The 12,047-nt window shown below is 36.8% G+C and carries 14 protein-coding genes; all 14 read left to right on the plus strand.

All coding sequences use genetic code 11. The features are described from left to right. Positions 1-10 precede the first annotated feature (10 nt). Entirely contained in the window at positions 11-811 is an 801-nt protein-coding gene (gene flgG / locus ACHABW_RS00645) for a flagellar basal body rod protein FlgG (protein ID WP_435753611.1), read from the plus strand. A gap of 104 nt (positions 812-915) precedes the next feature. Further along, positions 916-1,140, plus strand: a complete 225-nt coding sequence (locus ACHABW_RS00650; RefSeq protein WP_435753612.1) for a flagellar FlbD family protein — start codon at positions 916-918, stop codon at positions 1,138-1,140. Between the two features lie 3 nt (positions 1,141-1,143). Further along, positions 1,144-1,575, plus strand: a complete 432-nt coding sequence (fliL, locus tag ACHABW_RS00655; protein ID WP_110936359.1) for a flagellar basal body-associated protein FliL — start codon at positions 1,144-1,146, stop codon at positions 1,573-1,575. A 40-nt stretch (positions 1,576-1,615) separates the two neighbouring features. Next, the gene (gene fliM, locus ACHABW_RS00660; RefSeq protein WP_110936358.1) at positions 1,616-2,611 is read left to right on the plus strand and encodes a flagellar motor switch protein FliM; all 996 of its coding nucleotides are present in this window, start codon (positions 1,616-1,618) and stop codon (positions 2,609-2,611) included. Beyond that, positions 2,604-3,845 carry a flagellar motor switch phosphatase FliY gene (gene fliY / locus ACHABW_RS00665; protein ID WP_435753613.1) on the plus strand — a complete coding sequence of 414 codons (1,242 nt, stop codon included), beginning with the start codon at positions 2,604-2,606 and terminating at the stop codon, positions 3,843-3,845. Before fliM ends, fliY begins: the two co-directional genes overlap by 8 nt. 33 nt (positions 3,846-3,878) lie before the next feature. Then, the gene (locus ACHABW_RS00670) at positions 3,879-4,241 is read left to right on the plus strand and encodes a response regulator (RefSeq protein WP_110936356.1); all 363 of its coding nucleotides are present in this window, start codon (positions 3,879-3,881) and stop codon (positions 4,239-4,241) included. Between the two features lie 21 nt (positions 4,242-4,262). Continuing rightward, positions 4,263-4,994, plus strand: a complete 732-nt coding sequence (locus tag ACHABW_RS00675; protein ID WP_435753614.1) for a flagellar biosynthetic protein FliO — start codon at positions 4,263-4,265, stop codon at positions 4,992-4,994. Then, positions 4,991-5,671 (plus strand): flagellar type III secretion system pore protein FliP, encoded by a 681-nt coding sequence (gene fliP / locus ACHABW_RS00680; RefSeq protein WP_110936354.1) that lies wholly within the window; start codon positions 4,991-4,993, stop codon positions 5,669-5,671. Before ACHABW_RS00675 ends, fliP begins: the two co-directional genes overlap by 4 nt. 14 nt (positions 5,672-5,685) lie before the next feature. Continuing rightward, entirely contained in the window at positions 5,686-5,955 is a 270-nt protein-coding gene (fliQ, locus tag ACHABW_RS00685; RefSeq protein WP_110936353.1) for a flagellar biosynthesis protein FliQ, read from the plus strand. Between the two features lie 4 nt (positions 5,956-5,959). Next, positions 5,960-6,736: a flagellar biosynthetic protein FliR gene (gene fliR, locus ACHABW_RS00690; protein ID WP_435753615.1), complete on the plus strand. Its 777-nt coding sequence runs from the start codon at positions 5,960-5,962 to the stop codon at positions 6,734-6,736. 3 nt (positions 6,737-6,739) lie between these two features. Then, positions 6,740-7,819, plus strand: a complete 1,080-nt coding sequence (gene flhB / locus ACHABW_RS00695) for a flagellar biosynthesis protein FlhB (RefSeq protein WP_110936351.1) — start codon at positions 6,740-6,742, stop codon at positions 7,817-7,819. A gap of 166 nt (positions 7,820-7,985) precedes the next feature. Then, positions 7,986-10,031, plus strand: a complete 2,046-nt coding sequence (gene flhA / locus ACHABW_RS00700) for a flagellar biosynthesis protein FlhA (protein ID WP_435753616.1) — start codon at positions 7,986-7,988, stop codon at positions 10,029-10,031. Further along, positions 10,028-11,140, plus strand: coding sequence for a flagellar biosynthesis protein FlhF (flhF, locus tag ACHABW_RS00705; RefSeq protein WP_435753617.1), 1,113 nt, complete (start codon positions 10,028-10,030; stop codon positions 11,138-11,140). The genes flhA and flhF overlap by 4 nt, the downstream gene beginning before the upstream one ends. A 7-nt stretch (positions 11,141-11,147) precedes the next feature. Next, positions 11,148-12,029, plus strand: coding sequence for a MinD/ParA family protein (locus ACHABW_RS00710; RefSeq protein ID WP_435753618.1), 882 nt, complete (start codon positions 11,148-11,150; stop codon positions 12,027-12,029). Positions 12,030-12,047: the final 18 nt, after the last annotated feature.

The following is a 12,047-nucleotide window of genomic DNA, read 5'->3' on the forward strand; positions in this document are numbered from 1 at the left end:
GATTAATATTATGATTAGATCTTTATACTCAGGTATTGGCGGAATGAATAACTTTCAAACAAAATTAGATACAATTGGTAACAATATTTCAAACGTGAATACATTTGGCTTTAAAAAGGGACGGGCAACTTTTAATGACTTGATAAGTCAGCAGATGAAAGGTGCAAGTGAACCTGGGGATGTTCGAGGAGGAACTAACCCGCAACAAGTTGGTTTGGGTGGAGGCCTGTCAACGATTGATACGATTTCGACACAAGGCTCTTTACAAACAACTGGTAGAGATTTAGATTTAGCTATTTCCGGCGATGGCTATTTTGTTATGCAGGATGGTGAGGGAGCAGAAAGCTATACGAGAGCAGGTAACTTTTATCTCGATGCAGAGGGAACACTAGTCAATTCAGACGGGTATTTTGTAGTGAGTGATAATGGACAAATAACAATAGATCCAAATGCTGGTTATGAAAGTTATACAATCTCTGGTTCAGGAGTTGTTAGTGGCATTTTCTCAGACGGCCAACCTCCAGCTGAATTGGGTCAAATTCAAATTGCTACTTTTGCTAACCCAGGAGGGCTCTCAAAAGCTGGTGGAAATTTATTTACCGCGACTGCCAACTCAGGAGACCCAATCATTGGTAATCCAGGTGAACAAGGGCGTGGTGATCTAGTAAACTCCACACTTGAAATGTCTAACGTAGACCTTGCAGCTGAATTTGCTGAAATGATCGTGGCACAACGTGGATTCCAGGCAAACACAAAAATGATTACAACATCGGATGAGATTTTACAAGAACTTATAAATTTAAAACGATAATGTTTGATTGGCTTAGTGTCATTTTTAGGCGCTAAGTCAACCTTATTTTTGAATTAAAGGAGGAAGAGAAGAGCCCGCTTTATAAAGTGTAGCTCGTTAAACTAATGATAATTTTAACCAAATTGAATGACCAATCTTTTACATTAAATGCCCTTTACATAGAGCAGGTTCAAGCATTTCCGGATACAACAGTCACTTTAACCAATGGCAAAAAGATTGTTGTGAAAGAAACAGAACAAGAGTTATATCAAAAAATTATCGAATTCTATAAACAGATTGGATTAACCTCTCTTGTTTCGAAACACTATGACTCTAATGAGGAGGTATAAACCATGTTTAAGAACAAGCTAGTCAATATTATGATGATCATTTTAATAGCATTAACCCTAATAGGAGTTTTAGCTCTTGTGTTATACACACAATTTTTCCAGGAAGCGGAAGCTGAAGGGGAACCTACCGTAGATCAGGTTGTAGAAAGATCCGTTGAAACGGAAGAAATTACAACAAATTTATTGTCTAATCATATTATTAGATCACAATTTGTTATTCAATTAGAAAACGATGATGCGAAAGTAGAGTTTGAAAAACGAAGCTTTCAAGTAGAAAATATTATTATTCAAGAACTATCTGACATGCGTGATGTTGATTTTCAAGGTTCTGAAGGAATTAAGGAATTAGAAAGTCGTATTAGAGATCGCGTCAATGAAATTATGCAGGATGGTAAGGTAGTTGAAGTTTATATGAATCAACGCGTTATTCAATAATACTGCGTTTAAATGTCTGAAAAAGTGAGGTGAAAAAAAGATGGCAGATGTTCTATCACAGGGTGAAATTGATGCACTATTATCAGCCATATCCACTGGTGAGATGGATGCAGATGAACTGAAAAAAGAAGACACCGAGAGAAAAATAAGGTCGTATGACTTTAAAAGAGCGTTAAGGTTTTCTAAAGACCAAGTTCGAAGTTTAACAAGAATTCATGAGAACTTTGCTCGATTATTAACGACACATTTATCCGCACAATTAAGAACTTTTGTTCAAATATCTGTGGCATCAGTAGATCAGCTACCCTATGACGAATTCATTCGTTCAGTTCCGCGGATGACCATCTTGAACGTGTTTGAACCTTACCCATTAGAAGGACGATTCGTGATGGAAGTGAATCCAAACATTGCCTTTGCGATGATGGATCGTATGCTTGGTGGAAAAGGCGAAGCCTATAATAAGGTAGAAGATTTAACTGAAATTGAAACAAAGATTATGACACAATTATTTCAAAGAACTCTGGAAACCTTTAGAGAGGCCTGGCTTTCTGTGAAAGAATTAGATCCAATAATGGATGACATGGAAGTGAATCCTCAGTTTTTGCAATTAGTATCACCGAATGAGACCGTAGTTGTAATTTCTTTATCTACAACGATAGGGGAATCTTCCGGGATGATTAATATTTGTCTTCCGCACGTCGTGATTGAGTCACTTCTTCCGTTGCTGTCTGTTCACTTATGGATGCAAACAAAGAAAAAAGAACTCCAACCGATTGAAATAGAATCGTTAAGAAGAAATATTAAACAAGCTCCACTTGATGTAGTGGTTGAGCTTGGACATTCAGAGATTACTATAGCTGAATTTTTAAATCTAGGCGCGAACGATATCATTGAACTGGATCAGTCAATTGAAGAATCTCTTTTGCTTCGTGTTGGGGGCGAACCTAAATTCAAAGTTCAACCAGGTAAATTGAAAAATCATGTGGCCGTTCAAGTCACGGACATTTTAGAAGAGGAGGGGAACATTGATGAATGATGATATGCTCTCTCAAGATGAAATTAATGCCCTTTTGAGTGGCATGGATAATGATGATAACAGTGACAATGAAGAAGAGAACACTGAAGAAAATGTAAGTGATAATAATCTTAAAGTTGAAAACTACTTGTCAAGTATAGAGCAAGATGCACTAGGTGAGATAGGTAATATTTCCTTTGGAAGTTCTGCAACTGCTTTGTCAACGTTATTGAATCAAAAAGTTGATATAACGACACCGAAAGTTTCCGTTATTAGTAAAAAAGAGATTCAGAAAGAGTTTCCTAAACCACACGTGGCAATTTCGGTAGAATATACGGTGGGATTCGAAGGTGTAAATTTACTTGTAATCAAGCAATCTGATGCCTCGATCATCGCAGATTTAATGATGGGCAATGATGGATTAAACGCTCCTGATGATTTAGGTGATATGGAAATAAGTGCAGTTCAAGAAGCGATGAATCAGATGATGGGGTCAGCTTCTACCTCGATGTCTACGATATTCAACAAAAAAGTTGATATTTCTCCGCCAGGCATCGATTTATTGGACTTTTCTAACAATCAAAGCAATGTAGAATTACCTGATGATGACGTGTTAGTTAATATTTCATTTAATTTAAAAGTAGGGGATTTAATTGACTCTAAGATCATGCAGCTTGTTACGATTTCTTTTGCGAAAGATATGGTTGATCAACTAATGAATCCTACTCAAGATGATACACCTTCTAATGATGTCATTCAGCATGCTCAGGAAGAATTGCCACCACAACCACAGAGTCAACAGGAAGATAACACGGTTCCTGCTTCACAACCTAGTTCACGGGAATCTTCGGATACTAACTTGGGTGGACAGCAGTATGGAAATCGAACAGAGCCTCAACACGTTACTTCAGGTTATTCTGCTCCTGGCCGCTCTGTAAATGTTCAACCTGCTGCTTTCTCAAACTTTGATACACCTTCATTAAATGAGAATGAAGCCAAGAACTTAGATATGTTATTGGACATCCCTCTTTCCGTGACGGTGGAATTGGGCAGAACAAAAAGATCGATTAAAGATATTTTGGAATTGTCTCCGGGTTCAGTTGTTGAGCTTGATAAACTTGCCGGAGAGCCAGTTGATATTTTAGTGAATCAAAGATTGATTGCAAAAGGTGAAGTAGTCGTAATTGACGAAAACTTCGGTGTTAGAGTCACAGATATTGTTAGCCAAAAAGATCGGTTAAATAAATTAAAGTAAACATGTTTTGAAAAACTAAGGAGGACGAAAGTTATGGCAACGAAAGTACTAATAGTAGATGATGCAGCATTTATGAGAATGATGATTAAGGATATTTTATCAAAAAATAATTTTGAAATTATTGGTGAAGCAGGAGACGGTGCGCAAGCAGTAGAGATGTATAAAGAACACTCTCCCGATCTTGTGACGATGGATATTACGATGCCAGAGATGGACGGGATTACTTCTTTGAAAGAAATCAAAAAGTTTGACCCGAATGCAAAGGTAATTATGTGTTCGGCAATGGGGCAGCAGGCAATGGTAATAGACGCAATCCAAGCTGGTGCTAAGGACTTTATTGTAAAACCATTTCAGGCTGACAGAGTTCTGGAAGCAATAAATAAAACGTTAGGCTAAGGCTCTTAAGGAGTGACCACAGTGAGAAATTTATGTAACCTATATGTTTTTTCTTTTGTTATTATTCTCTGTTTTTCTTCAACTTTTGTGGTAAATGCAGAAACTAATAATTTTGGAGAAGGCGATCGAAGAATTAATGAAATATTACAGACACCAAGTAATAGTGAGGAAGAAAATACGGACTCCGGGATTAACGAAGAAAATGATACGGAGTCTGATAATGTACAAATGCCCGCTCTTGAAGGTAATGAAGATACAGGAATGGGTGAACAGAATTTATTTTTTCTTACTCTACAGTTATTTCTTGCTTTAGGGGTGGTTATTCTTGGTATTTATGTAGTTTTGAGATTTATTAATAAGCGATCACAGAATGTCCAAGGAAATTCACTCGTTCGAAACATTGGTGGTGTTGGAGTCGGTACTAATCGGTCTGTTCAGGTAGTTCATATCGGGAGTCGTGTTCTTATCGTAGGTGTAGGTGAAACAGTACAGTTATTAAAAGAAATTGATGATCCTGATGAACTGGAAGTTATTTTAAAATCTAATCAATCACAAGAATTATTTGAACAACCTTTAACAAAATTCACAGGGTGGTTGAAAAAGAAAAAATTAAATGGATTTTCAAACTCAAGTGCAGCTGGTTCTTCAAATTCGGATGCAACAGCATTTCAGAATTTATTAAAGCAAGAATTAACCGATGTAAAAAAATCACATAAAAAGGTTCATTCTGCATTAGAGGAGAAAGACCGATGATCGATTTATTATTCCAAATACCGGCTTTAGACGTTTTCAGTGATGATTCCAACGATTTAACAGCAACGATCCAATTGTTACTATTACTAACAGTTTTATCGCTTGCACCGGCAATATTAATTTTGATGACGTGTTTCACTCGTATTGTTATCGTATTATCCTTTGTAAGATCTGGGCTTGCAACGCAACAAATGCCCCCTAACCAAGTTTTAATAGGTTTAGCACTTTTCTTAACATTTTTTATTATGGCCCCTGTACTGGCGGAAGTAAATGAAAATGCTTTGCAACCACTTTCTAATGCGGAGATTTCACAGGAAGAGGCTTTCGCAGCAGCAACAGAACCATTCAAAGAATTCATGGCAGAACACACTAGAGAAAAAGATTTAGCATTATTTATGGGATATGCAGGACAAGAAAGACCGGAAACGCTAGATGATATTCCTTTGACGTCATTAGTTCCTGCGTTTGCAATTAGTGAACTGAAAACAGCTTTCCAAATTGGTTTTATGATATTTGTTCCCTTTTTAGTGATCGATATGATAGTAGCAAGTGTTCTGATGTCAATGGGGATGATGATGTTACCTCCAGTAATGATAGCATTACCATTTAAAATATTACTATTTGTCATGGTTGATGGATGGCACTTAATAGTTCGATCATTATTATTTAGCTTTTAAAAGGGGGAATTCGTATGAGTACAGAAATGGTTATTCATTGGGCAGAGCAAGGAGTATTTACAACACTGCTTATATCGGGTCCACTCTTAATTACTGCATTGGCAATAGGTTTGGCAGTTAGTATCTTCCAGGCAACGACACAAATTCAAGAGCAAACATTAGCTTTCATACCGAAAATAGCCGGGGTTCTCATCGCACTCATCGTTTTCGGCCCATGGATGTTAACGCAGATGCTTACGTTTGCCGAAGAAATATTTAGTAATCTTCATCAATTCATAGGATGATCATATGGTAAATATATTTGAATGGCTTCCTGCTTATTTGCTCATTCTAGTTCGAGTATCAGCTTTTTTCATCACACTGCCTTTTTTCTCTTACCAAAATATACCTAGTCAAGTGAAGATTGGTATTTCTATCTTTCTTTCATGGATTATGTTTTTCACGGGTGATTGGCCGTTATTAGAAATCAACTATGAGTTTTTTCTGCTGATTCTTAAGGAAGCATTAGTAGGTTTGACAGTAGGTCTGATTGCAACTATTTTGTTATACGCAATTCAGGTTGCAGGTGGACTTATAGACTTGAAACTAGGGTTCATGATTGCGAATGTTATAGACCCTCAAACTGGTGCTCAGTCACCTTTGATCGGGAGTTATTTATATACGTTTTCGTTATTATTTCTCTTAGCGACTAATGCTCACCATCTTTTACTAGATGGAGTATTTTACAGTTACCAATTTATTCCCATGGACCAAGTGTTTATACCTTTCGGTGATGAGGCTGTTGTAAATCATGTAGTGGCAACTTTCAGCACAATGTTTATCATTGCTTTCCAAATGTCCATGCCCATTGTTGGCTCGATCTTTTTAGTTGATGTAGCTTTAGGTATGGTTGCTAGAACGGTGCCTCAAGTAAACGTGTTTGTTATTGGGTTACCACTAAAAATATTTTTAGGTTTTATAGTAATGATGTTAACTATGGCACCATTTTTCATGGTTGTTTCACATCTGGTGGATACGATGATTATTGCGATGAGAACGTTGATGCAGTTATATGGAGGAGTTTAGAGGATGTATATTTCCCTCGACTTGCAATACTTTGCCCAAGAGAAAACTGAAAAAGCCTCTCCGAAGAAACGTAAAGAGGAAAGAAATAAAGGACAAGTAGCTAAAAGTGCCGATGTGAATACAGCAATTATTCTATTAGTCGTCTTCTTATTTTTTGGAGTCATCGGAACTTTTGTTGTAGACCAGTTGTTTGCTATGGCAAGATTTACATTTACTGATTATTTACTACTGGAATTATCAGAAGAAAATGTTGTCGCTATGTTCATGGAATTTACTTATCAATCGACCATTGTGCTTGCACCTATCATGTTAGTTACCATTTGTGCAGCTATTTTCAGTAATTATATTCAAGTTGGATTTTTATTTGCACCTGAAGCAATACAAGTGAAGTTAAGTAAACTTGATCCAATCAAAGGGTTTAAACGAATCTTTTCTGTTCGTGCGCTCGTAGAGTTTCTAAAATCTATGCTGAAAATATTTTTAGTGAGTCTTGTTACTGGTGGTGTCCTTTGGATTTTTATGGAGGACTTATTAAGCTTAGGTCTTTATTCAATAGAAGACGGTATGATTTTAATTATAGAACTTGTTGTGTTAATGGGAATATCCGTTTCTGTCTTACTCATTTTTCTATCTATCTTAGATTACATGTATCAAAAATACGATCATGAAAAGAACATTCGTATGTCAAAACAGGATATGAAAGATGAATATAAGAAAACGGAAGGTGACCCTTTAATTAAAGGGAAGATTAAAGAAAAACAGCGTCAGATGGCGATGAGCAGAATGATGCAGGAAGTTCCGAAAGCAGACGTTGTAATTACAAATCCTACTCACTATGCAGTCGCATTAAAGTATGAGGATGGAAAAATGGAAGCTCCTGTTGTTATTGCGAAAGGTGTTGACTACATTGCTTTAAAAGTCATCAATGTCGCAAAAAACAACGAGGTAATTACCGTAGAAAATCGGCCTTTGGCTAGAGCCTTATATGCCCAAGCAGAAATTGGGGACCAAGTACCAGAGGATCTATTTAAGGCTGTAGCGGAAGTGTTAGCATATGTTTATCGTATCGAAAAGAAAGTATAAAAATGATTACTTCATCTTGAAAATTGCATGAAGTGTCCACTAAAGCAATGACTAAGTGTTACATTGCTGCACTAAATCTAGAACACTACTGACTTTTGGTCAGCTCAAGACTTTGTAGTCGACTCTAGTTTGTATCAAAGTCTGAATGAAGAGGAGAGACGTGCAAATGCCTTTAAAAGATTTTAGCGTATTATTAACAGTCATCTTAATAGTCATTATGTTAATTATTCCACTACCGACTGGAATAATAGATTTCTTGATTATTGTAAATATTACATTTGCACTCTTGATTATTTTAGTATCTATGAATACGAAAGAACCACTACAATTCTCAATTTTTCCAACTTTATTATTATTAGTAACTTTGTTTCGTTTAGGATTAAACGTTTCTACTACTCGAGCAATTTTAGGTAACCAAGGGGATGCAGGGAATGTTATTGCTACATTTGGAGATTTTGTTGTTGGGGGAAATGCTTTAGTAGGTTTTGTTGTATTCGTTATTTTGGTCGTCATTCAATTTATTGTTATTACAAAAGGTGCGGAAAGAGTTTCTGAGGTTGGCGCAAGATTTACGCTGGATGCCATGCCTGGTAAACAGATGAGTATCGATGCTGACTTAAATGCAGGGATGATTTCTGATACAGAAGCAAGAGATCGGCGAAAAAAGATTGAACAAGAAGCTGATTTCTATGGTTCTATGGATGGAGCAAGTAAGTTTGTTAAAGGGGATGCTATCGCGGGTATCGTCATTGTAATTATAAATATTATATTTGGTTTAGTTATTGGTATGTTACAAGAAGGACTACCTGTAGCAGAGGCTGCTAGTAAATATACACTTCTTACCGTAGGTGATGGTTTAGTCAGTCAAATTCCTGCTCTCTTAATTGCTACTGCTACAGGGATTGTAGTGACAAGAGGTGCATCTGAAGGTAATTTGGGTCACGACATTACCTCCCAGCTCTTTGCATATCCCAAAATGCTTTATGTAGCAGGCGGAACCGTTCTTGCACTAGGAATTTTCACACCTATTTCCTTAATAGTTACTTCTACGATAGCGGCAATTTTAGGTGTTGGTGGTCTTGCAATAGAAAGAAATGCAAAGAAACTGGTGCAAATAGAGGATCAGGAAGAAGAACAGGCTGCTAATGCTGAAGAAGATATTAAATCACCTGAGAGCGTTATAAATCTTCTTCAGGTAGACCCGATTGAATTTGAATTTGGATATGGGCTTATCCCGCTAGCTGATGCAAACCAAGGAGGAGATCTTCTTGACAGAGTAGTGATGATCCGTCGACAATTAGCGATAGAAATGGGAATGGTTGTTCCAGTGATTCGAATTCGCGATAATATTCAGCTTCAACCGAATGAATACTCGATTAAAATTAAGGGCAATGAAGTAGCAAGAGGAGAATTACTTCTTGATCATTTTATGGCTATGAGTCCCGGAGTAGATGATGAAAATATTACAGGTATAGAGACAGTTGAACCAGCATTTGGATTGCCAGCTTTATGGATTTCCGAGGAGTTAAAAGAGCAAGCCGAGTTATCTGGTTACACGGTAGTAGATCCGCCTTCTGTTGTTTCGACTCATTTAACAGAAGTGATTAAAAAGCATGCTCATGAGCTCATTGGAAGACAAGAAACAAAACAGCTTATTGACCATTTGAATGAAACATATCCAACACTTGTAGAAGATGTAACACCAAACCCATTGTCTACTGGTGATATTCAAAAAGTTTTGAGTAATCTTTTAAAAGAAAAAGTGTCTATCCGAAATTTACCAATTATATTTGAAACGCTTGCGGATTATGGACAGATGACGAAGGATACGGATTTAATAACGGAGTATGTCCGTCAATCCCTTTCACGACAAATATCTAAACATTACACAGCAGAAGGTGAAGCATTATACGTTATTACCGTGAGTGGAAGTGTTGAGAAAGCGTTAGCCGATGCGATTCAAAAAACAGAGCATGGAACTTTTCTTAATTTAGACCCTTCCAAAGCACAGGCGATTATGGAATCCGTCATGTCCGAAGTAGAACGTATGCAAGAAACAGGACAAATGCCAGTTATTCTTTGTTCGCCCGCGGTTCGAATGTATGTGAGACACTTAATTGAACGGTATATACCTCAAGTTCCGGTATTATCTTATAACGAACTTGAGTCACACATTGAAGTACAGAGTGTAGGGGTGGTGAATGGTGGATGAAAGTAAAGAAATATCAAGCCAAAGACATGGCTCAAGCAATGACTAAAATAAAAAATGAATTAGGTCACAATGCTGTGATTCTGAATTCAAAACAAGTGGAAACCGGTGGGTTTCTCGGTTTTTTCACTAAAAAAAGTATTGAAGTTATTGCGGCCTTAGATCAAGAACTGCCGCCAGTTCGATCAAAAAAGAAAGTATCTCCGGCAAAATTGAATCAAACGGAACAAAAAGAGACTCCGAATCAGTTATCATCTGAAATTGATGAGTTAAAAAGGATGATTACGAATATGCAAGGCGATGGCTCCTCAGCAAGTGAAGATTATCCTGAGGCTTTGCAAGTGATTAATAGTCAGCTAATTGACCAAGAGATTCACTCTAACTACCGTTCGCTTATTATGAAAAATCTTTTAAGACGATGGTATAAAGAGGAAGGCGAAAATAAGAAACAAAATGATATAAAAGAATGGTTGGAAAGTGAACTTCGGGCGCTCACTTCAGAAGCTTCCTTTGGTGAATTCAAATACGATAAAAAGTATTTGAACGTTGTCGGTCCTACCGGCGTTGGTAAAACGACGACATTAGCAAAAATTGCTGCTAGAGCAGTTCTCCAGGAAAAAAAGAAAGTGGCTTTTGTTACAACTGATACGTTTAGGATTGCTGCTATAGAACAGTTGAAAACTTACGCTAAAATATTAAATGTCCCAGTTGAAGTCGCTTATTCGATGGAAGATTTCAAAGAAGCTCTTACACGACTAAAAGACTATGATTTTATTTTAATTGACTCCGCAGGGAGAAATTACAGAAATGCAGTTTACGTAGAACAGCTTAATGAAATTATTGATTTTAATGAGGAAACGGAGACCCACCTCGTTTTAGCAGTAACATCAAAATACCGAGATATGAAAAAGATTCTTGAACAGTTTAAGTTAATTAAGGTAGACAAGCTTATTTTTACAAAACTGGATGAAACAGAGACGTTGGGAGCAATGGTGAATATCATTGCAGATTCTAAAATTGGTAGTAGTTATCTCACTACTGGACAAAACGTACCTGATGACATTGAAGAAGCAACTCAAGAAAACATCCTCGAAAGGCTAATAAGGAGATGAGGATCCTGTGAGAGACCAAGCTGATTCACTTCGAAATCAATTATTAGTAGCAGACGAAGGGAATGAAAAATCAAATACATCTATTCAAGTAATCTCTGTCGTCAGTGGCAAGGGTGGAGTTGGCAAATCAAACTTTGTCGTTAATTTTGCTCTAGGTCTGCAAAAGAGAAATAAGAATGTATTAATTATTGACTTGGATATCGGTATGGCCAATATTGATATTCTGTTAGGTCAATCTTCAAAATATTCTATTGTCGACATGCTAGAACAAGAAATGTCTATTTGGTCGATCGTTGAAAAAGGACCTCTTGGTTTATCTTATGTTGCTGGTGGAAGTGGTTTAACTCGATTATTCGAAATGAATAAGGAAAAAGCTGATTTTTTCTATAGACAAATCGAATCTTTAGAGTCGAGCTTTGATTACATATTACTAGATATGGGAGCAGGTGTAACAACAAGTAGTTTACATTTTCTACTCTCATCACATGAGATTTTACTGGTAACTACCCCTGAGCCAACCTCAATAACCGATGCCTATGCAATGATAAAATTTATTCACCTTGAAGACGAGGAAATCCCTATTTCTATGGTGGTAAATCGAGCTTTTTCAAAAAAGGAAGCGGATCGTACCGCAGAAAATGTCATCAATGTTACAAACCGGTTTTTAAATAAATCGATTACATATTTAACGTATATTCCAAATGATGACACAGTTTTGAAAGCCGTTCGTTCGCAACAGCCGTTTTTATTGCTCGCACCAAATTCAAAATGTTCCAAAGCGATAGAAAACACAATTGACGTTTTTATAGGAAGAGATAAGAAAGACTACGGCAAACCAATATCTATGGGAACTTTTTTATCCAAGTTAAAGAGTTTTATTTCAAACTAGTACTTTAGAGAGGGGTGG

This window comes from Salipaludibacillus sp. CF4.18, assembly GCF_051262595.1.
Taxonomy (GTDB): domain Bacteria; phylum Bacillota; class Bacilli; order Bacillales; family Salisediminibacteriaceae; genus Salipaludibacillus; species Salipaludibacillus neizhouensis.